The following is a 24572-nucleotide window of genomic DNA, read 5'->3' on the forward strand; positions in this document are numbered from 1 at the left end:
TTTTTTACTATAAATTATTGGGAGTGGATTTAATGGAACGCGGGAGCAGTTACCGACTACTTAAAATCAGAGATATTTTATTTGATCAAACCGATGACATTAATGAGCTGGGCATTGACGAATTAAGTGAAAAACTTCGTAATATGATACCAGATAAATCATTTGATAATCGTACAATTAAACGGGACCTGGAAATTTTGGATGATATGGATTTCGAGATTGTTCGCAACAAAGGGAAGTTCGGGAAAATATTATATAGCCATCAAACACGATTATTTGAAACCTATCAGCTCCGTTTGATTATTGATGCTATTTTATCAGCGAAATTTATCACGACGAATGAAAAGAAAAAGTTAATTAAAAAAGTAAAACAGCTAACAAGTAAAGCAATTGGCAGCACCTTGCCCGAACCAGTCCTTTTCAGTCAATCTGCTAATATCGATTATGAGCTGGTAAAATTGAATATTGACTTTGTGCATCGGGCTATTTCTGAACGCAGGGTTTTAACGTATCAGTACGGAAAATTTAATGTCGATAAACAGTTTGAATACAACCGCGAAGGTGAGCAGTACAGTGTGGAGCCTTACGCACTAATTTGGCAAAATGACTATTATTATCTTATAGGCAGATTTAAGAAAAATAATGAGATGCGACACTATCGTCTTGACCGGATACGTAATGTGGGAATTAATGAAGAAACATTTTCAAAAGGTGACTTTAATTTAAAGAATTACGTCAATCAAACCTTTCATATGTTTGCCGGGCAAGAAATTTGGATTAAAATCAGGTTTCATCATAATTTGGTCAATGTCGTGCTAGATCGTTTCGGACATGATGCGGATATTAAAAACATTGGTGAAGAACATTTCATTTTAAAGACCAAAGCTAAGCTGTCAGATGGGCTGGTGAATTGGATTCTTACGTGGGGAAATCAGGCAAAGGTATTAGAGCCAGATCATCTTGTGAAAAGTGTGAAAGATAAAATAAAGCAAATGACGGAAGTATATGAATAAGAAAGCAGGACGATAGGGGAGAGGTAGAACTACATAAACCCACGCGCATGGTGATTAGTTCCTCCCCAATTTCTACTGTTCTCTATACTCGATACCCAACGTTCGATAAGGTACTCTGATTTTAAAGGCAATGTTGTTTGCCTCCAGATCAATATACTCCACACCGACTTCAAAGTTACTTTTTATGTCCATCTCTGATAAAGCTACATATATTTCTTCATCAGATGGGTTAACAGTCACCCATTCGGGCATAGGTAAATAGCGACCCATATACTCCATTATTTTTTTATTAGGCAGCTCCAACAATCCGACAGAGATCGATTTTTGCTGTAATATTATATCCCCATTGTCCTGGACGATTGGTTCAAAATGGACGGATAACGGGACGGTGCTGGAGAAAACCGGCAACTCGCCTAGTAAGTGGACGTCCTCTTCCAGTTCAATGCTGTATTGATGTCTTGTGTCACCCAGCAACTGACTGATATAAGCATTTATTAATTCATTTAAATTCTGCTTCGTTGTTCGAACAATAAACTCGGAGCTCTCATCGGGTTCACGTTCTTGGTAGGATGAATAGTCCGCATCAGAAACTGGCCAGAAAATAAGTGCAACAAGGGTAAGGAAAAAAACGAAATTGAAAGCTAGCAAGCTATAAAACAACCGTTTCCACTTACTTTTACTAGTATGATGCTTTTTTCTTATGGACATAGCTCTCACCCTTTAATTAGTTAAATATTCCAACACACGCCGAGCTATACGTTTATAGCCGAGATCGTTTGGATGGAAATTATCCTCTGCAAATAAAACTTCATCAGAACCTTCAAATAGATCAGCAGTGGGAATAAACGTTACATTATCACGATTTCCAGCCATTGTTCTTCCAGTTCTATTCCAATCTTCAACAATAATACCAAGTTCTTCAATATCCCCAAAATATTGTTCAAAAGGATTGTAAAACCCTACTAAATAGATTTCTGTATTTGGATTGATGTTCCTGATTTTAGTCAGGATTTGTTCGAGTCTCTCTTCATATCTTGCTCGTTCTTCAACAAAATCACCCAAGTTTATATTAGCGAAATTTTCTTTAACAACTTGCATGATGTCATTCGCGCCAATAGTAATTAGTACGATATCTGAGTCTGCAACGGCTGACTCAATCTCGGGATTATCCAGACGGTCTAATAATTGACCAGAACGGTTCCCGCGTACGCCAAAGTTATCAAAAGTAACGAGTTGTTCATTTTCATTTATTGTTCGGTCCAAAATCCCAACATATCCACCCTGTTCCTGGTTTCCACCCACACCTTGTGTCAGTGAATCGCCAATCGCCACTACATGTGTTTCCCGCGTTGAAAAGAAGTCAATGGTGCTTTGAACAGCTTCTGCAATTACCGTAGTAAACTGCCTTGGATCCGATTCTTCATTTTCATTGTCCTCTGCCTGTTCTTGGTCTTCCTCATCTTCCTGTGGCTGCTCTTCCGGTGTCTCTTCGTCTATTTCATCCTCTTCTGGAATGGTGACATTATCAAAAGTGGAGGCAGGTTTATTCATTAGCACAAAGATCCCTGTGACAATCAGTAGTAATGCGATACCAGTAATGATCAAACTAACCTTTTTCATGCTTACCACACCCATGCTGTTATGTTATATATACGATATAATGAATTGTCTCATGTATAGTAAAAATCCGAAAGTATTTAATTGAAAATAGTATACTTTTTTCCGTACAGTAAAGAGATAAAAAAATCGCCTTTTAATTAAAGGCGATTTGAAATTCATGGGGTACATGATACACTATTTATTATTTTCCCCCTATTGCTGAAAAATAAACCTAAGATACTACTACAGTTGATTTTTCTTTTTGGGATTTACCGGAATAGATGAGGCAGAAATCCTCAATCATTGCACTTGCAGTAGGAAGGGCTCCTGCCCCGGGACCTTTTAAAGTAAGTTCACCTAGAATATCTGTTTCTATGTTGATCGCATTGTCCACTCCTTCGATAGCGTAAAGAGGGTGATCCCTGGGAAGGCTTACCGGCTCGACCTTAGCCAAGATCCTGCCATCCTCCTTCCAAATGGACGCGATGTGTTTTATCCTTTTATTTGTTAACTGATTTTCCGCAATATCTTTTTCCGATATCGAGGTAATTCCAATTCGTTTTACATCATTCCAGTTGGGCTGTTCGTTATAAATCAATTCACTCAATATCATTAATTTATAAAATGCGTCAAATCCTTCAACATCATTGGTAGGATCTGCTTCTGCATAGCCAAGCTGTTGAGCTTGTTGCAGGGCATCTTCAAAGGCCGCATTCTGATCTCTCATTTCTGTTAGAATGTAATTAGTTGTTCCATTCAATATAGCTTGGACCTTTAGAACGTTATTAGCCTGGAGTACGTGCTGGATCATCTGTATGATTGGTATTCCTCCAGCCGTTGTAGCATCGTAGCCAATAGATACATGATGCTGCCTTGCCAGTTCTCTCAGCTCTTTTCCATGAACTGCGAACATTTCTTTGTTTGCAGTTATGACATGTTTTCCTGCTTGAATGCATTTTTTGAGATAGGAAAACGCAGGCTCTTTTCCAACAATTGCTTCAAATACGATATCGATGTCGGGGTTCTCGGTAATTGTGCGGATATCTGTTACCGTAGTACCGTTCACAGTTGCATGCTTTTCTGGGTGTTCAATTAAAAACGTAGAAACATGAACGGAGCAACCAGTTATGTCCCGCAGGCGTTCTTGATGTGTGTTAATGGTTTGATAAACACCTTTCCCTACTGTACCAAGACCTAATAAAGCTACATTTATGGCCTTCATTTACTTCACCTCCAGGCATTCACTGACCGTGAATGCCCATTATTTCCAAGCCTGTTAAAATCTTCTCGCAAAACTTTTTTAAATGCTAACCGTTTCTGAGAGATTTCCTCTCCAGCGCAGTACTTCCTCATAAAGGTATTTATTAGTAATCACTGTAACGCCGGCAGATTGCGCTTTTTCCAGGGCATTGCTATTCTCACCTGGTTCTTCTACCCAAAGAACTTTCCCTTGTTTAGTAATAAACTGTTCAATAATCGGTGAAGAGATAGTCTGTTGTTTTACCCAAACAGCATCTATTTCGTAAGGAACATCTGCAAGTTCAGACGATTCATTTACCACTATGATATTAAATCCTAAAGATTTTAGTTGTTTGGCATCATTGTTATCTTCAGAACCAATAACAACGATGGCCTTTTGGCGAACATCTCCATTGGAGCGATCAAATGGAGATGACACTAACCACTTGATGGCATCTTCCTCTGTGTTTTGAAAAAGAGCTGGCTGATTCACAGCGGCAGCTATTGCCTGATCTAAATCAAGTAAAATATCTTCTGTAGACTCAATGCCAATGGATAGGCGGATAAGCTCTTCGAAAACTCCGCTTTTCAGTAAGTCTTCTTCACCCAACTGCTGGTGGGTTGTTGAAGCCGGGTGAATGATTAATGATTTTGCATCTCCTACATTTGCTACATGAGACCATAATTTCACGTTATCAATTAAAGCTCTTCCAGATTCGCGTCCACCTTGAATGCCAAACGTTATAATGGAACCATAGCCATTACGCAAGTATTTTTTTGCTAGCTGGTGAGAAGGATGCTGCTCAAGACCGGGATAGTTCACCCATTCTACGGCGGGATGTTTAGTTAAATAATCCGCCACCACTTCCGCATTCTTGGTATGACGCTCGATACGTAAATGCAATGTTTCTAAGCCCTGCAGCAATAAAAAGGCGCTTTGTGGACTTAAGCATGCACCAATATCACGTAATAACTGCACTCGCAGCTTCGTCGCAAAGGCGGCTGGACCAACATCAACATAACGAAGTCCATTATAGCTCGCGTCTGGTTCTGTAAAGCCCGGGAATTTACCGTTATCCCAATTAAAACGTCCCCCATCAACTACAATTCCTCCAATAGTAGTACCATGACCACCAATCCACTTTGTGGCTGAGTGAACAACAATATCGGCGCCCCATGTTAATGGCTTTGTAAGATAAGGTGTTGCAAATGTATTGTCAATAATTAAAGGGATGTTATGAGCATGTGCCACTGCAGCGATTGCCTCGACATCAAAAACGTTAAGGCTAGGATTGGTAATGATTTCACCAAAAACGGCCTTAGTTTTGGTAGTAATTGCAGCTTCAACGGCGTCCGGGTCAGTGCCGTCAACAAATTTAACGTTAATTCCATAACGTGGGAGGGTTGATGCAAATAAGTTATATGTTCCACCATACAGATTGCTGTCAGCGATAATTTCATCACCCGCACTAGCTAAGTTTAAGATTGCAAATGAAATAGCAGCCATTCCTGAAGAAGTTGCTACCGCAGCTACCCCATCTTCCAGTTGAGCAATGCGCTGTTCGAAAGCGTCGACTGTGGGATTTCCAATACGTGAGTAAATATTTCCTGCTTCTGCTAAACCAAAAAGATTTTGTGCGTGTTCCGTGTCACGGAACACATAAGAAGTTGTTTGATAAATAGGTACAGCTCGCGATCCTGTTGCCGGATCTGGTTCTTGACCACCGTGTAGTAATACAGTTTCTGGATTGTGAAAATTAAATTGAGACATAAATAATTCCTCCTTAAAATGTTTTGTATTTTTTTCTTAACTGTGGAAGAGGAGGGAAATCAAAAAGCCCTCTTCCTAAGAAGAGGGCGTATATTTAACGGTCCTCCTCTTATCTTCCAGATCCACCATAGATCTGTAGGATTTAGCACCGTAAAAAGCAAATATAGCTTACTTTAAGGTTGCCGGGCTTCACAGGGCCTATTCCCTCCGCCACTCTAGATAAGAGATTTATTATCTTTATTAAATTATTCTAAATTATATAACCTTTACCACTTGTTTGTCAATGGTATTTTTAAAAAAAGTAATATATCGCAATTTTTGTTTCTTTAAAATCTCGCATTTGATATAAAAGGAGAAGTAACTTGTTACTGACGTAACTTCGCTACGGAAATACACTTCGCTTTCACCACTCCGGGTACAAGTGCAACATCTGCTCAGCTTCACTTCGTTCACTTTGCAGTGTTTTCTTTGCCGCTGGGCGGCTGGTGAGCCTCCTCGTGCTATCGCACTGTGGGGTCTCACCGATGCCTTTCCTCCCGCAGGAGTCTTCGTGTTTTTCCTCCGCTAAGCATTGTGCAATGTTATAAAAAATTCACTTAATGCTTTATAAATTTCGCTGTGGACAGCCGACTCTTACGGAAAGCAACAATTTTTATTCGGTGTTTTGAGTAACCGAAAATGCTCAATGAAATACTGCTATGCTTTTGTAACGAGTAATCGCAAGTACAGGGACAGCCCAATATTTTAGAAAGTAGCCTATAAGAGTGAGGTTATTTAGTTAGCGCTTTATCCTTCAACCTGCGGATTGGCAACCGATATACAGATCCTAAATAAATAATTAATGCTGTCCAAATGAAAGCGAAAGAGATAAGATGTGCACGGGTAAATGTTTCATGGAACAGAAACACGCCAAGGGCCAGCATAATTGTCGGTGCAATATATTGTATAAAGCCTACCATTGCCAGTGGAATCTTCTTCGCCCCGACAGCAAAAAGTAACAAAGGGACCGCAGTAACAGCACCAGCGCCTGCTAACAATAAATTAGTAACAGAAAATAGACTATCTGTTGAAAATGAGCTATCTGGTATGCTAACGAGGTAGATCAGTGCAACCGGTGCAACAATCATGGTCTCGATCGTTAAACCATTCATTGCAGTAATATCTACTGTTTTTTTTAGTAATCCATAAAATCCAAAGCTCGCAGCCAGCAGTAGTGAAATCCATGGGAAAACACCGTAACTGACAGTAAGATATGTAACGCCTATTCCAGCAAGTATGAAGGAAAGAAGCTGTCTCCTTGTTAGTTTTTCTTTTAAAATAACGATGCCTAGCATAATACTTACAAGTGGGTTAATATAGTATCCCAGGCTGGCCTGAATGACATGATCAGTGTTTACTGCCCAGATAAAGAGCAGCCAATTAATACTTATGAAGATAGACGCTGCAGAAATTCCAAGCAGTTTTTTCCTGCTTTTAAGGATCGCTTTGCATTCTTGTATAAATAAGGACCACTTTTGAACTAGCAGCACAACAATTATCATGAAGACAAACGACCAGACGATTCGATGGGACAGGATTTCACCTGCAGGAACATGATCGACTTGTTTCCAATAGATTGCCAGAAAGCCCCACAAAAAGTAAGCACCTGATGTATATAGAATTCCCAGCTTTTCCTGCCTTTGTTCCATCCTATGAGCCTCATTTCTCAAGTAAATTAAGCTAATTTTAGGAGTTAAAATTATAAAAAGCAATTTAAATGCTTTTAAGAGAAATAGGAAAACTCTTTCAATAGGAAGTGTTATAGATTATGATAGTTATAAAGAAGATTATGATTTCAATAATTTTTGGTATAAGGGGGACTATTTATGAGTGAAAAACATAAACATTTTGAAACGGCTGTTATACATGAAGGCTATGACTCTAAAGACATGCTTGGAAGCTTATCTGCACCATTATTCCAAACATCAACCTATTCGTTTGAATCTGCAGAACAGGGAGAAAGACGCTTTGCGGGTGAAGAAGAAGGGTATATCTACTCGCGTTTGGGTAATCCAACGGTAACTGTATTGGAAGAACGTATTGCAGCATTGGAAAATGGGGAACGCGGGCTGGCATTCGCCTCAGGAATGGCTGCGGTCTCCGCTGTCTTAATTGCATTAACAAAAGCAAATGACCATGTACTGTGCTCTTCTGGCCTGTACGGATGTACCTTTGGATTATTAACGATGATGAAGGAAAAGTATAATATCTCACATGATTTATCTGCTATGCATTCGAAAGAAGCAATACGTTCATTGATCAGACCTGAAACAACGTGTATTTATGTAGAGACCCCAATTAACCCAACAATGAAGTTGATTGACTTGAAAATGGTTGCTGAGGTTGCAAAGGAATACGATATTCCGGTTGTGGTTGACAATACATTTTCTTCTCCCTATTTACAGCGCCCGCTGGATCTTGGTTGCGATGTAGTACTTCACAGTGCTACAAAGTATATTGGTGGTCATGGTGATGTAGTTGCAGGACTCGCAGTAGGAAAAAAGGATTTCATGGACTCTGTTGCAATGACAACCCAAAAAGATATTGGTGGAGTTATTGCGCCTTTTGATGCATGGCTGTTGATCAGAGGATTGAAAACGTTGCCGGTGCGGTTGGACCGACACTGTGATAACGCTGAAAAAGTATTTGAGAAACTGCGTAATCATCCGAAAGTAGCTAATGTCTACTATCCAAACGATGAAAGCCATCCGGATTTTGCAATCAGACAGAAGCAAATGAAGCGTGGCGGCGGAGTTATCTCCTTTGATATTGAGGGAACCAGGCAAGATGCCCAAAAACTGCTAAACAACTTAGGATTCTTAAAAATTGCAGTCAGTCTTGGAGATACGGAAACACTTATTGAGCATCCTGCAACGATGACACATGCAGTCATTCCGGAAGAATCCCGTGAAAAAATGGGAATAACAGATCAGCTCATCCGTTTATCAGTAGGCTTGGAAGCGTGGGAGGATATCTGGTCCGATTTAGAACAGGCATTAAATAAAGTTTAGAGAATATGCCTTTTCTCTACTGTTATAATCTATTAATAGAAGACACGTCTGTACTGGCAATTTCAGGTACAGATGTGTTTTCTTTTTTGATATTAAGGACGCTCCCTGTATATGGAATAATCGGAAGCGATTTGCAGTAGGCTTAATAGTATATTGTTTATTTAATAATTGATATATATCCTTAGACACATTGTCATGAATCCAGCTGATTAGGATAGTTGCTGAACACAAGGAAGGGGTAGTTTGTATAGTCCACTGTGAATGACTTATAGCCCTTCGCTCCTTTGTTATGTACAGTCTGTCCGGTTTGGTTGATTAACGAAAAAGAGAGGTTTTGTGCTATATTAGTATTGGTGCTTAATTAGTTGGGAAATTTTACTTACAATTTTAGAGGAGGATACGGGTAATGGAAATACTTTCATACTTGCTTGGATTCATCATGATTTTTAATGTTGCCTTAGGTATTTCTATTATTTTTCTTGAGCGAAAAGATGCCAGTGCCACTTGGGCATGGCTGATGGTATTGCTTTTTATCCCGATAGCAGGTTTCTTTCTGTACTTAATTTTTGGAAAACCGATAAGTAATCGGCGTATTTTTACTTGGGATACAAAAAGCAGATTAGGGGTTAAAACCGCGGTTCAATCCCAACTGCGCTCACTTGAAGAGAAAAACTTTACATTTAAACATAAAGAATGGAAGGAATACGAAGACTTATTCTATTTTCATTTACGAAATGATGATGCTATCTTTACACAGGATAATAAAGTTGATCTGTATACCGATGGGGTTAAAAAATTTGATGCCTTATTTATGGACATGGAAAAAGCGAAGGACCATATTCATTTATTATATTATATTATTCGTGATGATGAATTAGGGAAGCGGCTGGCAGAAGTGCTAATAAAAAAAGCAAACGAAGGCGTGGAAGTCCGTGTATTGTTTGATGATATGGGCTCGCGTTCATTAGGCCGGAAGTATATAAGACGGCTTCGTAATGCAGGAGCGTTGGTTGAAGCGTTTTTTCCACCGAAAATCCCGAAAATTAACTTTAAGATCAATTTTCGAAACCATCGAAAACTGGCAATTATTGATGGGAAAATAGGGTATATTGGTGGGTTTAATATAGGTGATGAATACCTTGGAAAAGATAAGAAATTTGGCTACTGGCGGGATACCCATCTGCGTATTTATGGGGATGCCGTTCGTAATATGCAGACACGGTTTATCCTGGATTGGAACCAGGCTTCTCGAAATGATATCTTTTATGAGGAGAGGTATTATGCTGCAATTCCAGCTGGCGATGTTGGGGTTCAAATAGTCTCAAGTGGTCCCGATTCGGAATGGGAGCAAATTAAAAACGGCTATATAAAAATGATTCTGTCAGCAAAAGAATTTGTCTATATTCAAACACCTTATTTTATTCCAGATGAAAGTCTTCGGGATGCGTTGCGTATTGCCACATTGTCAGGTGTCAAAGTGAAATTGATGATACCAAATAAACCTGATCACCCCTTTGTCTATTGGGCAACCCTGTCTTCGGTTGGTGATTTAATGAATGCAGGAGCCGAGGTTTACATTTATCAGAATGGATTTCTGCATGCAAAAACACTGATCGTAGACGGGAAAATCGCTTCAGTAGGAACAGCTAATATTGATGTACGAAGTTTCCGTTTGAATTTTGAGGTGAATGCTTTCTTATACAGTAAAGATCTTACACAACAACTGGTAGAAGCTTTCAATGATGATATAATGTTATCAACACAAATGACTAAAAAATTATATGAACAGCGTTCGTTGGGTATTCGATTCAAAGAGTCAATAGCCAGACTGATTGCACCTGTATTATAAATAATGCAACAGTACACAAATAGGAGGAAATTTAACATGAAAGAAAAATCGTGTGCGAATTCACTGGCAGTCAAAACTTCTCATGTCCTGCCACCTGACACAAACACTCATGGTACATTGTTTGGTGGTAAATTAATGGCCCATATTGATGATGTAGCTGCAATTGCTGCTGTGAGGCATGCGAGGAAGCCTGTAGTTACAGCATCAACGGATTCAGTAGATTTCCTGGCTCCCGTAAAAGAAGGGCACTCCATTTGTGTAGAGGCATTTGTAACATGGACACATAGCACATCGATGGAGGTTTTTGTTAAAGCAGTTGCAGAGGATTTACTTACTGGAAATCGGAGAGTATGTACGACTGCCTTCCTGACATTTGTGGCGGTTGATGATGCTGGTAAACCTGTGCCGGTTCCATCAATATATCCTGAAACGGAATTAGAAAAGATGCTTCATGAAGGTGCATCGATAAGGGCAAAGCATCGTAAAGAGCGCAGAAAGCAATCTAAAGAGTTAGCCGTAAACTTTGGTACAAGTTTTCCTTGGAACAGGGGTCTGTGATAAACTGTCCTAATGGAGAGGCCTTGCATGTTAAGGCTTCTTTTGCATTATAATCGCCTCTTTGGTTAAAATGAGCGGTATGGGGTATATGTAATAATTCAATTTATTTTTATCGGGAGGAGAATTGGCAAATTGGCTATTTTGGAGAACTTGGTTGGGGAAATTAATGAGGTATTATGGTCCTATTTATTAATTATTATTTTAATTGGTTTGGGTTTATGGTTCACGGTAAAGACTGGATTTGTGCAATTCAGGTATCTCCCGGAGATGGTGCGCGTCCTGTTCGATAAGCGCACAATTAGTGCTGCAGGGAAAAAGGGGACCTCGTCCTTTCAGGCATTTGCCATTAGTGCCGCTTCCAGAGTCGGGACGGGAAATCTTGCCGGAGTGGCATCGGCAGTGGCTATAGGTGGACCGGGAGCTGTTTTTTGGATGTGGATTATTGCGCTGCTGGGAGCGGCGACAGGTTTTGTGGAAAGTACATTGGCTCAAGTTTATAAGGTTCCTGAAAAAAACCAATATCGCGGTGGACCTGCGTATTACATGGAAAAAGGGTTAAAAAAACGCTGGCTTGCAGTGGTATTTGCAATTACCATTACATTTACATATGGGCTCGTATTTAACTCAGTCCAATCCAATACAATCAGTTTAGCTTTTGCTGGACAATTTGATTTTAACCCAAATATCATGGCTGTTATTTTAGTATTTTTAACTGCAATCGTAATTTTTGGAGGATTAAGAAGCATTGCAAATGTAACTCAAATTATCATTCCGATAGTTGCGGTTTTATACTTAGGAATCGCTATCTATGTATTACTGATCAATATCACTGCTGTCCCTGCCATGGTATCGTTGATCGTTGCAAATGCATTTGGAATAAGAGAAGTTGCTGGTGGTGGGTTTGGTGCCGCGATTATGATGGGAATTAAGCGCGGTCTATTTTCCAATGAAGCTGGTATGGGTAGTGCACCGAATGCGGCCGCTACAGCCGAAGTATCACATCCAGTTAAACAGGGTTTTATTCAGGCGCTGGGAGTGTTCTTTGATACGATCCTCATATGTAGTGCAACGGCATTTATTCTTATTTCTGCAGGTGGATACGAAGGAAGTGAAGCAGATGGAATTCAATTAACACAGAATGCTTTTGCGTTTCACATAGGAGATTGGGCTGGTATATTTATAGCGATTGCTATTTTCCTGTTTGCCTACAGCTCAATTTTGGGGAATTATTTTTACGGAGAAAATAATATTGCTTATATAAAAGAGAGTAAAGTGGCTTTATTTATCTATCGAATTGCTGTCCTTGGAATGGTTGTGTTTGGTGCAGTGGCTACATTTGATCTCGTTTGGGCACTTGCGGACCTGACTATGGGTATCATGGCGCTGATTAACCTGTATGCGATTACGAAACTTTTCAAAATTGCCAATCGTGTTTTACAGGATTACATGGAACAGCGTAAAGCAGGGAAAGACCCCGTCTTTTATCGCGATACATTGGATAATCAGGATGGGATAGAATTCTGGGGCAGGGAGCAGACTTCTGAAAAAGAATACTGATTTAATGGACGAATAGTCGCCCGGCAGATCAAAGTTTTACTTAAGACTGTCTAACCTCTCAGGAGATTGGGCAGTCTTTTTAGTTGCTAAAAGTAAAGTAAGCGCTTACAATATAATTTAAGAATATTTTTACTGTTGAGGGTGGTCAGATGTCTTTATCTAAGCAACGACCTAAGAAATTTTTATATGAAGCTGATTTAGGAGGCATGGTTTATCAAACCAATGCCTCCTTTTACTTTGTTCGCTTTATTATGGTAAAGCGGTGCTACGGAGGTGCAGGATGGTTATATTAACAGGTAGAACGTTAACATTGAATGAAATATACAGAGTAGTTGAGAAAAAAGAATATGCTGCAATAGATGATGCTGCAATAAGAAATATACAAGCAAACAGATGCACATTGGAAGCAATGCTTGAAGAAAAGAAGACCATGTATGGGATAAATACAGGTTTCGGGAAATTTAGTGATGTCATCATCGAAGATAAGGATTTAGATGACCTTCAGACGAACCTGATACATTCTCATGCATGTGGAGTAGGAGAACCTTTCTCTGAAAAGATCAGTCGAACTATGCTGTTGCTGCGGGCAAACGCCTTAGCACAAGGGTATTCTGGAATTCGCCCTGAACTGATTAATCAATTAATAGATTTTATTAATAAAGGGATTCATCCAGTGATCCCCCAACAGGGTTCGCTTGGTGCTAGTGGTGATTTAGCACCCTTGTCTCATTTAGCATTGGGGCTAATGGGAGAGGGCGATGTATTTTATCAAGGCAAACGAGTGGAGGCAATGATTGGGATAAATAAGGCCGGTCTTATGCCAATAGAGTTAAAAGCAAAAGAAGGATTAGCTTTAATAAATGGAACACAGGCAATGACTGCTACAGGTGTGATCACCTATCTGGAAATAGAGAAGCTGCTGCATCAAAGTGAGCATATAGCTGCGATGACTATGGAAGGTCTCCAAGGAATAATGGATGCGTTTGATTCGGATCTTCATCAAGTAAGGGGCCATCAGGAACAAATGGATGTGGCGGAAAGAATTCGTGTAATTTTAAATGACAGTAAGCTGACAACGAAGCAAGGGGAGCTTCGTGTTCAGGATGCCTATTCGATAAGATGTATTCCGCAAGTGCTGGGAGCATGCTGGCAAACTGCCTTATATGCAAAGGAGAGGCTTGAAACAGAGATTAATGCTGTGACAGATAACCCGTTACTATTTTCAGAGAAAAATAAAGTAATATCCGGAGGGAATTTCCACGGACAGCCGATTGCTTTTGCAATGGATTTTATAAAGCTGGGAATTGCAGAGACAGCGAATATATCGGAACGGAGGATTGAACGGCTGGTGAACCCCCAGCTCAATGATTTACCAGCATTTCTGAGTCCTAATCCAGGATTGGAGTCAGGTGCGATGATTATGCAGTATACCGCTGCCTCCCTTGTTTCGGAAAATAAAACCCTTGCACATCCGGCAAGTGTTGACTCAATTCCGTCTTCTGCAAATCAGGAAGATCATGTAAGTATGGGCACCATTGCAGCCCGGCATGCTCTGCAGATGCTGGCAAACACAAGAAACGTCGTTGCAATTGAGTTGATATGTGCCATGCAGGCAGTGGAATATCGCGGGGTTACAGGTATGTCGACAGCAACAAAGGAATTATATGACAAAGCACGCAAGATAGTACCGAGTATTATAAAGGATCGTATTTTTTCTGCAGATATTGAAAAAATTGCAGACTGGTTAGAGAAAAGTGATGCAAGTGATGTAAGAAAAAATACTGTAAAAGGTGGGGTTGCGTATGAGTAAGGATATCGTTAAAGCAAAAACAGGACTTGAATTGGAATGTAAAGGCTGGGAGCAGGAAGCTGTATTGCGAATGCTGTATAACAATCTCGATCCGGAAGTAGCAGAAAATCCGGAAGAGCTTGTCGTATACGGCGGAATAGGGAAAGCAGCACGAAATTGGGAATCATTTCATAAGATTGTCGAAACATTACGCAACTTGGAAAATGATGAGACGATGCTAATTCAATCAGGCAAGCCTGTTGGCGTCTTTAAGACACATAAACATTCTCCACGTGTGCTTTTATCAAATTCTATGCTGGTTCCAAAGTGGGCTACATGGGAGCATTTCCATGAACTGGATCAAAAAGGGCTTATGATGTACGGGCAAATGACAGCGGGAAGTTGGATTTATATTGGTACACAAGGGATCCTTCAAGGTACCTATGAGACTTTCTCTGCACTTGCCAAGAAACATTTCAATGGCTCGTTAAAGCACACAATCACCTTAACAGCAGGGCTTGGCGGTATGGGAGGTGCCCAGCCACTTGCTGTCACTATGAACGATGGTGTGGTGATCGCTGTTGAAGTAGATCAGAGCCGGATTGATAAGCGGATTAAAACAAAATACTGTGATGTAATGGCTGGTGATATTGAAGAAGCTATTAATCTGGCAAATAAAGCAAAACAAGAAGGAAGGTCATTATCAATTGCATTACTCGGGAATGCTGCCGAAATTCACCATGAGCTTTTAAGAAAAGATATTCAACTAGATATAGTCACAGATCAGACGTCAGCGCATGATCCATTAAATGGTTATGTACCTGTCGGATATTCTATTGAAGAAGCCGCTGAATTACGTAGAAATGACCCGGATATCTATACAAAGTATTCCAAGAGAAGTATGGCTGACCACGTGGAAGCCATGCTGCTGCATAAACAGAACGGATCCATTGTGTTTGACTATGGAAATAATATTCGTCAGGTAGCAAAGGATGAAGGGGTTGAGAACGCATTTGATTTTCCAGGATTTGTCCCTGCATATATTCGCCCATTGTTCACTGAGGGAAAAGGGCCATTCCGCTGGGTAGCTCTTTCAGGTGATCCGGAAGATATTTATCGGACAGACCAATTGATTAAAGAGCTTTTCCCAGAAAATAAAGCATTAATTCGCTGGATTGATATGGCACAGGAACAAATTGAATTTCAAGGTTTACCAGCCCGAATCTGTTGGCTGGGCTATGGGGAACGCATGAAAATGGGGTTGGCTATAAATGAATTAGTTCGTAATGGAGAATTAAAAGCACCGATTGTCATTGGACGTGACCACCTGGATAGTGGGTCTGTTGCATCGCCTAATCGTGAAACAGAAGGAATGAAGGATGGCAGTGATGCTGTAGCGGATTGGGCAATATTAAATGCATTAATCAACACGGCTGCAGGAGGTTCATGGATATCCTTCCATCATGGTGGAGGGGTAGGCATGGGTTATTCTCTCCATGCAGGAATGGTAATTGTTGCAGATGGAACGGACCTGGCAGAAGAGCGCCTGAAACGGGTATTAACGACTGACCCAGGTATGGGAGTAATCCGTCACGCAGATGCCGGCTATGAAACTGCAATTAACTTTGCTGAAGAAAATGAAATAACTGTCCCAATGAAAAAGTAGAAAGGATGATAGAATAAATGCGAGTAGATACACTGTTAACAAATATTGGTCAGCTATTACCAATGGATAATACAGGACCGGTAAAAGGCAGAGACATGAATGATTTAGCTATATTAGAAAATGCAGCGATTGGAATGAAGGATGGAAAAGTGGAGTGGATTGGAACGGCAGAAGAAGCAAATGATTTGAATGCGGATCGTACGATTGATGCAAAGGGAAAATTAGTAACGCCAGGCCTTGTTGAGCCACATACACATCTGGTATTTGGAGGCTCACGCGAGCATGAAATGGCACTTAAGCAGCAAGGTGTGCCCTATTTAGAAATACTAAAAAATGGTGGAGGAATTCTAGCTACTGTGAATGCCACGAAACAGGCGTCCTATAATGATTTATTGGATAAGGCTTTATTTCATCTGGATCGAATGGCAATGCATGGAATTACAACAGTAGAAGCAAAAAGCGGGTATGGTCTGGATAAAGAAACAGAGTTAAAACAATTAAAAGTAGCGAAAGCGGCTGGTGAGAATCATCCTTTGGATCTGGTCTCCACTTATTTGGGCGCACACGCAATCCCTCCTGAATACAAGAAGGATCCGGAAGCCTTTCTTGATAGCATGAGCGAGCTTTTCGATCAGATAAAAGAAGAGGATCTGGCAGAGTTTGTCGATATCTTTACCGAAACAGGCGTATTTACGGTTGATCAATCAAGACGTTATTTACAAAGAGCTAAAGATAAAGGCTTTGCTGTTAAACTACATGCCGATGAGATTGATCCACTGGGCGGAACAAAACTTGCAGTAGAAATGGGTGCTATTAGTGGAGATCATCTTGCTGTCGCTTCAGATGATGGCATTAGTCAACTTGCTGCTTCTTCTACGATTGGTGTCATTTTACCGGGTACTAGCTTTTATCTCGGAAAAGATACGTATGCAAGAGCAAGAGAAATGATCGATGCTGGTGCAGCAGTTGCAATATCAACAGATTTTAATCCAGGTAGTTCTGTTACGGAAAACCTACAGTTAATTATGTCAATTGCTGCATTAAAATTAAAGATGTCACCTGCTGAGATATGGCATGCAGTTACTGTTAATGCCGCCCACGCAATAGGAAGAGGAAAGGAAGCGGGATCCATTAAAGTTGGCCGCAAAGCAGATATCGTGATTTGGGATGCGCCGAATTATATGTACATTCCATACCACTATGGAGTTAACCATGTTAACACAGTAATTAAAGAAGGAGCCGTTCTATACGAAAGGCAGGAGATACGATGAAAGAGTTACGGCATCTAAAGCCAGCCGGCGAAGCAATTTTTAAAGATAGGTATACAACGAAAGCAAAAGAGTTACTGCAACCTTATTCTCCTGGCGTAAAGAGCGAGTTTGCTGTTGTCGGATTACCTCTATCAAAACCATCCATTAGCCATTCCGGTGCCTCATTTGCACCGGGTACTATTCGGGATGCAATGCAGAGTTATACAACCTATTCTGCGGAGGCAGAATTGGATTTCATGGAACCTATCATAGATTTCGGCGATATTTATATGGACCCAATAGATATAACCGGAAATCAGCACCGTATCGAAGAAGGACTTTCTGATGTTTTTAAAACAAATGCTGCAAAAAACTGGATGCTGCTGGGTGGCGATCATTCGATCAGTTACTCTTCCATTAAAGCCTTTGCAGAAAATAAGTCTGTTGGAGTTATTCAATTTGATGCCCATCATGACCTGCGGAATACGGATGATGGCGGACCGACGAACGGGACACCTTTTCGCCGTTTGCTGGAAGATCAGATAATCAGAGGTGAACATTTGGTACAAATAGGAATTCGGGACTTTACCAATGCGAAGGTATACGATGATTATGCAAAAGAGAAAGGGGTGGCTGTTTATACAATGGGTGAGGTAGAGCAGCTATCCATTACAAAAATACTTGAACAGGAGCTACAGAGATTAGCCGAAAAAGTTGATGTGATTTACTTATCTGTAGATATGGATGTTCTTGATCAGGCATTTGCTCCAGGCTGCCCTGCAATTGGACCTGGTGGAATGGACAGTAGAACTTTGTTAAATGGCGTATTACTTGCAGGTATGCATGAAAAAGTAAAAGCTATGGACATCGTAGAAATCGATCCAACGATTGATATTCGTAACATGACAAGCAGGGTGGCTGCCTATGTAATACTGCAGTTTATGAAAGGGAAAAACAAGAAAGAATAAGCGTCTCTTTCAAACGGTCTGAGCATAAACGTGGGAAAAGTAAAAATGGGCCATTAGTAGTTTCATTATCGGTGAAAAAAATAAAATAGCAAAAAAACTATCAATTTACAAGGCAGCAATTGATTCTGTCATCTTGTGAATTGATAGGATAAAAGTGATGCTGGCTATGCTAATTATGTCTGTATATTATGGCGGATAGTTTAGGGTGTTGCACTTACTGTTATTAATTTAAAAATAGGTCTACCATATAATTAAAGATTTCCGCCTTCTCTACACATAGCTCAGCTGTATATTGACTTACTTTAGATAACAGCACATATATTAAACATTTTGCTGGTCAGATTCATTTGTAACAAAACCATCAGCCCATGTTTGAATTTCTCTAATTACGGGTTCCAAAGCTTTTCCTTTATCGGATAATGCATATTCAATGCGGACGGGGAATTCAGAATATATATTTCGTTCAACGATACCTTCCTTTTCGAGCATTTTTAATCGATCAGAGAGTAATCGCCCGCTGATTGGTAAATCAGCTTCCATTTCGGAGAAACGTTTTTTCTCTTTTAAAAGTTCAAATATTATAAGGCCGACCCAGCGTTTGCTAAGAAGACCCATAGCTTTTTCAAAACGTGGACACAATTTCTCCATGATTATCACCTCACTCTATTTTATCGCAAATCAACCGGAGGAAAAATATCCAATGACTAACTCTATATCATCCGTCAAAATAAAAACATAAAACAAAACAAGTAACAGTAATTACAAAAAGTAACCTTTTGACATGATAACACAGACAAGCTATTGCGTAAATAGATACAAAAGGAGGGAAAGGCAGGATATGAACTGTTTTCACACTAGTGAAAAAAGTTATTTGGTAATTTAAGTGATTTTATGAAATAATAACGGTATACGAAATAAATATAATAAGTGGAGGTAAATTTTATGGTGGTAAGCCAACAAACAAAGGAAAAGTATGCAGACCTTGCATTACGTACAGGGGTTAATTTACAGAAGAACCAGGCATTAATGATTAATGCACCTATTGAGGGGGCAGAGTTTACGAAAATAGTTGCCCGAAAAGCTTACGAGTTAGGAGCTAAGGACGTACATATTAATTGGGTTGATGATGAATTGACTTTGTTAAAATATGAAAATGCTTCGGATGAAGTCCTTGCTACGTACCCTGACTGGAAAGTACAGCTGCATGACAGCTTTGCAGAAGATGGTGGAGCGGTATTAAATATCCGTTCAACAAATCCTGATCTCTTAAAAGATATTGACCCTTCCCGAGTCGCCAAAGCAAACAAAGCAGCAGCACAGGCAATGACAAATTTCAGGAAATACACGATGAACGACAAAATAGCGTGGTCTATTATTTCTATACCAACAGGAGATTGGGCACAAAAAATCTTCCCGGATAAATCTAAAGAAGAAGCGATTGAGAACTTATGGGATGCAATTGTGAAAATAGTAAGGGTAGATCAGGAAGATCCAAATGCAGCATGGGATGCACATAACGAAACACTAAAAACTGCACGTGAAATTCTAAATGTGAAAAATTATAAAAAATTGATTTTTAAAGCACCAGGGACAAATCTTGAAATGGAATTGCCAGAAGGACATATTTGGAAAGGTGGGTCTGCACAAACGGAGGGAGACGTAACGTTTAACCCGAATATGCCGACAGAAGAAGTATTTTCTATGCCACATAAGTATGGTGTAAACGGAACTGTTTCAAGTACAAAACCACTTAATTATGGTGGAAGTTTAATTGACAATTTCTCCCTGACATTTAAAGATGGCAAAGTAGTTGATTTCAAAGCAGAACAAGGAGAAGGTACGTTGAAGCATTTACTGGATACAGATGAAGGTGCAACACGCTTAGGGGAAGTAGCTCTTGTGCCGCACGAATCTCCTGTCTCCCAATCAGGTTTGATTTTTTACAATACATTATTTGATGAAAATGCATCCTGCCACATTGCCTTGGGTAAAGCCTACCCTACAAATTTAAAGGGTGGATCTGCAATGGATGAAGAACAGCTGGACAAACACGGTGTAAACGATAGCCTCACACATGTTGATTTCATGATCGGCTCTGAGGAATTGGACATCGATGGAGTGAAAGAAGACGGTACAACAGAAGCTGTATTCCGTAACGGAACATGGGCGCTGGATGTAACAGGTAACTAGTATAAGTGAAAATAGCCATGCACCCGTGGGAGCATGGCTATTATTTTGTCTGTCGGAAAATTGGCAAAAGCTACATTAATTCGTGTTTTACTAAAACAGCCTTAATCTTCGTATAATTATACCCTTCAGGCAGCGCTTCCTTCAGAGGTTTCAGTTTTGGTTCATCAATTGTTTCACGAACAGCCAGTACTGCGGCTTCTTCCTCTTCTGTAAAAAATATCTGCCAGGCAATTGGGTGACCATCCTTAAACGCTTTAAAGATATGGCTTTCAATTGTTTGCTGTGACATATCCCGGATTACTGCAATATCTTTTAACGACTTTCCAGATTGAAACAGTTGGTAGCTGATTAAATGACTTGGACGGTCATCGGCAGTCTTTTTCTCCTTAGGCTTAGGTATATCGGAAATTCTTATTTTTTCATTCACATTGGGATTATCTGCACGCCATTCCTGAACCACAGCAAGGAAGGCTTCCCCGTACTGTTCGTATTTCCTTTCACCAACACCTTTTATTTCAAGCATATCTTCCCGTGTTACTGGAAAGTAACGACTGAGTTCTTTTAATGTAGCATCTGAGAATAATACGTATGGTGGGACGTTTTTTTCATCAGCTATTTGTTTTCGTAATGCTCTCAGTGCTGAAAATAGACTTTCGTGATAATCAGCATCCTCACTTGCCGGCATGGGAGCAGTATACATCCACACGGGCAGTTTTCCCTTTAGTACTTCAATGGATTTCTGATTTAGTTTAAGGGTTGGAAATTTCCCTTCTTCCGTAGCAAGCAGCTGTTCTGCGATAAGAAAGTGAATCCATTCGGTTAATTCTTTTTCCGTGTAAGCAGATAATATGCCGTATGTGGAAACCCTGTCTAAACGAAACTCCTTCACTTTTTTGTCCTTGGATCCCTTTAAAACCTTCGCCGTCATACCAACGCCAAAGCGTTCTCCCATTCGTTTTACGCAGGATAGTATCATTTGTGCTTCTTCCGTTATATCGGCTTTTTCCTGACGTTCAACGCAATTACTGCATTGTTTGCATATATCCTTGGATATAGTGTTATTAAAATAGTCTAGTATAAATGTCGTTAAACAGCTATGTGTGTGGCAATAATTAATCATTGCTTGCAGTTTCCGGTATTCTCCCTGTTTCGAGGCATCATCCATTAAAGATTGTTCAATTAAAAATTTCTGTAATTGAATATCCTGTGGCGAAAAGAGCAGAATGCAATCACTTGGCTCCCCGTCACGCCCTGCTCTGCCAGCTTCCTGATAATAGGATTCGATATTCATTGGCATAGCATAGTGTATGACGTAACGGACATTTGATTTATCAATTCCCATACCAAATGCATTCGTAGCAATCATCACAGCTTTTTCATCATGGATAAATGCGGATTGTGACTCCTTACGTTCGTTTTCGGACAATCCGGCATGGTATTTAGCAACCGTTACACCCCGTTTACTCAGCTGGTCATGTAAGGCATCAGCTTGTTTCCGTGTTGCTGTATAAATAATTCCTGACTCGTCTCGATGTTCTTCTAAAAAAGAGCGGATATAAGAAGCCTTGTCTTTTCCTTTCACAATATGGAAAGAAAGATTTTCACGTTTAAAACCAGTATTTATTAAATGGTCAATATGTAATAAATTCTGAATATCTGTAATCACTTCTTCTGTAGCAGTTGCTGTTAAAGCAACGAACACAGGGATGTTGGATAGTTTCTTTAAATTAGGAACGATGGAACGATAACTGGGACGGAAATCATGCCCCCATTGAGAAATACAATGAGCCTCATCAAAGGCTACTAAAGACAGGGGAATGCTTTTTATGACGTTTATAAAGTAGGACGATTCAAATCGTTCTGGTGCAACATACACGAATTTATACCGCTTTGCAGCAACATCCTGAAGTCTTGTCTGCTGCTCAGCTGGGGTTAGCGAGCTGTTAATATAGGTAGCTGGAATTCCTAATGAATGAAGTGCATCAACCTGATCCTTCATCAGCGATATTAACGGAGAAATTATAATTGCTGTACCATCCATGGATAGACCGGGTATTTGGTAACAAAGGGATTTACCTCCGCCTGTTGGCATGACGGCAAGCGTGTTATTTAAATTTAGTATATGATCAATCGTTTCTTGTTGTCCAGGGCGAAACGACTCATAGCCAAAATAGGTTTGCAGGATTTTTTCTTCTTTCACAGTCATAACGATCCTCCTCTAAAAATAATCCTAACATATTTTTTTGAAAACCGCGTGTTTATTATTGAAATGGTAGTTTATATAAAGACTGGTTTCTAAAAGATTGAGACTGTACCCTTATCTGTACAAGCGATTACTCGGTACAAAAGCATAGCAGTATTCCAGGGGAGACATTGATTACTCGTCCTGCTATTGATTTTGACACAAAATATATAAAAGGTGACGTAACTCTGGAATAGATTGTTAGCTACCACTACGGAAAAATACACTTCGCCCAAAGGCTTGATCGCTGAATAAACCAGATTGAACGCGGGATTAAGCGAAGCGACCGCTGAATGAAGGCAGGGGCAGCGGTCATGCCAGAACGGTCGAGTCGGCACACGTACAAGATTGGACCCTTTTGACGCTCAAAGGGTTGATCGCGGGATAAAGCTGAACAAGCGCGGGATAAATTGGTTAAGATCGTTAATAAATGTTACATTCCTACCTATCCTTTAGATAGAACAAGGGCCGTATCTGGAAAAGATATGGCCCTTGTACATGATATATGCTATTGTCTTAACTATTTTGTACACGCTGATTACCTTGTTTAAATAGTAATCCGATCAAACCACCAATGATTGCTGGGACAAGCCAGCCTAATCCAAGAGCGAAAAACGGAAGACTTTCCATTATTGGGGAGATGGTTGGAAAATCAAATCCGAACGCGGTTAGGCCGTCATATAAACTGATGACAGCAGTAACTGCAATCGCTCCCCGGTAGACTCCAGTTGCCCCGTTAAATAGCCTATGCATGAATGTAAGTATAATTAGAACAATTGCAATTGGATAAATAAATACAAGTACAGGTACAGAGAAATTAATAATGGTAGCTAGTCCCTGATTTGCAATTAAATAACTTGCTAACGTTGTGATTAAAATAATCCATTTATATGGAATAGATGTTACTCGATTGAAGAATTGCCCGCATGCAACCACTAAACCGACGGAAGTAGTAAAACAGGCAAGTGTAACAATTACTCCAAGTAACAGGGTTCCAAATGTGCCAAACATGTTATTCGCTGCATCGGATAAGAGTGCACCACCATTTGTGTATGGACCATTTGCAGCCATTTTTGCACCAATCCATCCAATACTCGCATAAACGGTAGTTAGAGCAACTCCTGTTACTGCCCCCGCTTTTAATGTAGCTCTTACTAGCTCTTGTTTCGTAGTAAGACCACGCTCTTTTAACGCATTTACTACAATAATTCCAAATGCTAATGCTGCAATGGCATCCATTGTTAAATAGCCTTCAACAAAGCCAGTAAAAAATGGAGCAGTAGCGTATCGCTCGAGTGGTTCAGCCAGGGGACTGTCCAATAATAATAATCCGCCAATTACTAAAGCTAGAATAGCGATTAGTAATATAGGTGTCAAATAACGACCTATTTGATTCACCATTTTAGAAGGATTTAAGCTGACAATAAATACTAATATAAAGAAGATGGTTGTAAAGACTAATAGAGCAAGGGAGGAAGCACCGCCCATAAATGGCTCTATACTCATTTCGTATCCGACAGTAGCTGCACGCGGAATAGCAAATATTGGTCCTATTGTCAGGTAAACCATGGAAGTGAAAACAAGTCCAAATAATGGATGTACCCGGTCAGCCAGCTCTCTAGCATCATTTTTAACAAAAGAAATAGCTGTAACCGCTAGAATTGGTAAGCCAACTCCGGTGATAACAAATCCGGCAAATGCGGCCCAATAAGAAGTTCCCGATTCGATTCCCAGTATTGGTGGATAGATTAAGTTTCCAGCACCAAAAAATAATGCAAAAAGCATAAAGCCTATGATAAAGGTGTCTTTATTCATAAAGTAGTCCTCCTAG

The 24572-nt window shown here is 40.1% G+C and carries 18 protein-coding genes and 1 riboswitch; of the genes, 10 read left to right on the forward strand and 8 right to left on the reverse strand.

Going from position 1 to position 24572, the window contains the following annotated elements:
• Window positions 1-32: 32 nt before the first annotated feature.
• Window positions 33-1013: a helix-turn-helix transcriptional regulator gene (locus tag QGM71_RS12785; protein WP_327607950.1), complete on the forward strand. Its 981-nt coding sequence runs from the start codon at window positions 33-35 to the stop codon at window positions 1011-1013.
• A 72-nt stretch (window positions 1014-1085) separates the two neighbouring features.
• On the opposite strand, the gene QGM71_RS12790 is transcribed toward QGM71_RS12785, so the two are convergent.
• From QGM71_RS12790 to rarD, 5 genes are all read right to left on the reverse strand, one after another.
• A complete protein-coding gene (locus QGM71_RS12790; protein WP_327607951.1) occupies window positions 1086-1721 on the reverse strand; it encodes a YpmS family protein in 636 nt (211 codons plus the stop codon).
• A 12-nt stretch (window positions 1722-1733) separates the two neighbouring features.
• Window positions 1734-2633 (reverse strand): SGNH/GDSL hydrolase family protein, encoded by a 900-nt coding sequence (locus QGM71_RS12795; RefSeq protein ID WP_327607952.1) that lies wholly within the window; start codon window positions 2631-2633, stop codon window positions 1734-1736.
• Window positions 2634-2844: 211 nt separating this feature from the next.
• Window positions 2845-3834 (reverse strand): homoserine dehydrogenase, encoded by a 990-nt coding sequence (locus tag QGM71_RS12800; protein WP_327607953.1) that lies wholly within the window; start codon window positions 3832-3834, stop codon window positions 2845-2847.
• 78 nt (window positions 3835-3912) lie between these two features.
• Window positions 3913-5622, reverse strand: a complete 1710-nt coding sequence (locus QGM71_RS12805; protein ID WP_327607954.1) for a PLP-dependent aspartate aminotransferase family protein — start codon at window positions 5620-5622, stop codon at window positions 3913-3915.
• Window positions 5623-5728: 106 nt separating this feature from the next.
• A riboswitch (SAM riboswitch) is annotated at window positions 5729-5848 on the reverse strand.
• A gap of 544 nt (window positions 5849-6392) precedes the next feature.
• Window positions 6393-7310, reverse strand: coding sequence for an EamA family transporter RarD (gene rarD / locus QGM71_RS12810; protein ID WP_327607955.1), 918 nt, complete (start codon window positions 7308-7310; stop codon window positions 6393-6395).
• Window positions 7311-7487: 177 nt separating this feature from the next.
• On the opposite strand from rarD, the gene megL reads away from it, so the two are divergent.
• The 8 genes from megL (at window position 7488) to hutG (ending at window position 18309) form a co-directional block, all read left to right on the forward strand.
• Window positions 7488-8672, forward strand: a complete 1185-nt coding sequence (megL, locus tag QGM71_RS12815) for a methionine gamma-lyase (RefSeq protein WP_327607956.1) — start codon at window positions 7488-7490, stop codon at window positions 8670-8672.
• 406 nt (window positions 8673-9078) lie between these two features.
• Window positions 9079-10521: a cardiolipin synthase gene (gene cls, locus QGM71_RS12820; RefSeq protein WP_327607957.1), complete on the forward strand. Its 1443-nt coding sequence runs from the start codon at window positions 9079-9081 to the stop codon at window positions 10519-10521.
• Between the two features lie 36 nt (window positions 10522-10557).
• A complete protein-coding gene (locus QGM71_RS12825) occupies window positions 10558-11079 on the forward strand; it encodes an acyl-CoA thioesterase (protein WP_327607958.1) in 522 nt (173 codons plus the stop codon).
• 132 nt (window positions 11080-11211) lie between these two features.
• Window positions 11212-12636 carry an alanine/glycine:cation symporter family protein gene (locus QGM71_RS12830; RefSeq protein WP_327607959.1) on the forward strand — a complete coding sequence of 475 codons (1425 nt, stop codon included), beginning with the start codon at window positions 11212-11214 and terminating at the stop codon, window positions 12634-12636.
• Window positions 12637-12916: 280 nt separating this feature from the next.
• A complete protein-coding gene (hutH, locus tag QGM71_RS12835; RefSeq protein ID WP_327607960.1) occupies window positions 12917-14446 on the forward strand; it encodes a histidine ammonia-lyase in 1530 nt (509 codons plus the stop codon).
• Window positions 14439-16091: a urocanate hydratase gene (gene hutU, locus QGM71_RS12840; protein ID WP_327607961.1), complete on the forward strand. Its 1653-nt coding sequence runs from the start codon at window positions 14439-14441 to the stop codon at window positions 16089-16091. Before hutH ends, hutU begins: the two co-directional genes overlap by 8 nt.
• A 17-nt stretch (window positions 16092-16108) precedes the next feature.
• Entirely contained in the window at window positions 16109-17362 is a 1254-nt protein-coding gene (gene hutI, locus QGM71_RS12845; protein WP_327607962.1) for an imidazolonepropionase, read from the forward strand.
• Window positions 17359-18309 carry a formimidoylglutamase gene (gene hutG / locus QGM71_RS12850; protein WP_327607963.1) on the forward strand — a complete coding sequence of 317 codons (951 nt, stop codon included), beginning with the start codon at window positions 17359-17361 and terminating at the stop codon, window positions 18307-18309. Before hutI ends, hutG begins: the two co-directional genes overlap by 4 nt.
• 321 nt (window positions 18310-18630) lie before the next feature.
• Here hutG and QGM71_RS12855 read toward each other — a convergent pair whose 3' ends face one another.
• Window positions 18631-18957, reverse strand: a complete 327-nt coding sequence (locus QGM71_RS12855) for a winged helix-turn-helix transcriptional regulator (RefSeq protein WP_327607964.1) — start codon at window positions 18955-18957, stop codon at window positions 18631-18633.
• A gap of 294 nt (window positions 18958-19251) precedes the next feature.
• On the opposite strand from QGM71_RS12855, the gene QGM71_RS12860 reads away from it, so the two are divergent.
• Window positions 19252-20499, forward strand: a complete 1248-nt coding sequence (locus QGM71_RS12860; protein WP_407703031.1) for an aminopeptidase — start codon at window positions 19252-19254, stop codon at window positions 20497-20499.
• Between the two features lie 70 nt (window positions 20500-20569).
• On the opposite strand, the gene recQ is transcribed toward QGM71_RS12860, so the two are convergent.
• Together recQ and brnQ are read right to left on the reverse strand one after the other, a co-directional pair.
• On the reverse strand, window positions 20570-22705 hold the full coding sequence (gene recQ, locus QGM71_RS12865; RefSeq protein WP_327607965.1) for a DNA helicase RecQ: 2136 nt from the start codon (window positions 22703-22705) through the stop codon (window positions 20570-20572).
• 552 nt (window positions 22706-23257) lie between these two features.
• Window positions 23258-24556: a branched-chain amino acid transport system II carrier protein gene (gene brnQ, locus QGM71_RS12870; protein WP_327607966.1), complete on the reverse strand. Its 1299-nt coding sequence runs from the start codon at window positions 24554-24556 to the stop codon at window positions 23258-23260.
• Between the last annotated feature and the right edge of the window lie 16 nt (window positions 24557-24572).

The organism is Virgibacillus tibetensis (assembly GCF_036026595.1).
In the GTDB taxonomy this organism is placed as follows: Bacteria; Bacillota; Bacilli; order Bacillales; family Amphibacillaceae; genus Virgibacillus_P; species Virgibacillus_P tibetensis.

What these genes read in the sequence shown, in the direction of transcription:
- QGM71_RS12785 (WP_327607950.1), top strand. Translation starts at nt 33, where the DNA reads ATGGAACGCGGGAGCAGTTACCGACTACTTAAAATCAGAGATATTTTA.
- QGM71_RS12790 (WP_327607951.1), bottom strand. Translation starts at nt 1,721, where the DNA reads ATGTCCATAAGAAAAAAGCATCATACTAGTAAAAGTAAGTGGAAACGG.
- QGM71_RS12795 (WP_327607952.1), bottom strand. Translation starts at nt 2,633, where the DNA reads ATGAAAAAGGTTAGTTTGATCATTACTGGTATCGCATTACTACTGATT.
- QGM71_RS12800 (WP_327607953.1), bottom strand. Translation starts at nt 3,834, where the DNA reads ATGAAGGCCATAAATGTAGCTTTATTAGGTCTTGGTACAGTAGGGAAA.
- QGM71_RS12805 (WP_327607954.1), bottom strand. Translation starts at nt 5,622, where the DNA reads ATGTCTCAATTTAATTTTCACAATCCAGAAACTGTATTACTACACGGT.
- rarD (WP_327607955.1), bottom strand. Translation starts at nt 7,310, where the DNA reads ATGGAACAAAGGCAGGAAAAGCTGGGAATTCTATATACATCAGGTGCT.
- megL (WP_327607956.1), top strand. Translation starts at nt 7,488, where the DNA reads ATGAGTGAAAAACATAAACATTTTGAAACGGCTGTTATACATGAAGGC.
- cls (WP_327607957.1), top strand. Translation starts at nt 9,079, where the DNA reads ATGGAAATACTTTCATACTTGCTTGGATTCATCATGATTTTTAATGTT.
- QGM71_RS12825 (WP_327607958.1), top strand. Translation starts at nt 10,558, where the DNA reads ATGAAAGAAAAATCGTGTGCGAATTCACTGGCAGTCAAAACTTCTCAT.
- hutH (WP_327607960.1), top strand. Translation starts at nt 12,917, where the DNA reads ATGGTTATATTAACAGGTAGAACGTTAACATTGAATGAAATATACAGA.
- hutU (WP_327607961.1), top strand. Translation starts at nt 14,439, where the DNA reads ATGAGTAAGGATATCGTTAAAGCAAAAACAGGACTTGAATTGGAATGT.
- hutI (WP_327607962.1), top strand. Translation starts at nt 16,109, where the DNA reads ATGCGAGTAGATACACTGTTAACAAATATTGGTCAGCTATTACCAATG.
- hutG (WP_327607963.1), top strand. Translation starts at nt 17,359, where the DNA reads ATGAAAGAGTTACGGCATCTAAAGCCAGCCGGCGAAGCAATTTTTAAA.
- QGM71_RS12855 (WP_327607964.1), bottom strand. Translation starts at nt 18,957, where the DNA reads ATGGAGAAATTGTGTCCACGTTTTGAAAAAGCTATGGGTCTTCTTAGC.
- QGM71_RS12860 (WP_407703031.1), top strand. Translation starts at nt 19,252, where the DNA reads ATGGTGGTAAGCCAACAAACAAAGGAAAAGTATGCAGACCTTGCATTA.
- recQ (WP_327607965.1), bottom strand. Translation starts at nt 22,705, where the DNA reads ATGACTGTGAAAGAAGAAAAAATCCTGCAAACCTATTTTGGCTATGAG.
- brnQ (WP_327607966.1), bottom strand. Translation starts at nt 24,556, where the DNA reads ATGAATAAAGACACCTTTATCATAGGCTTTATGCTTTTTGCATTATTT.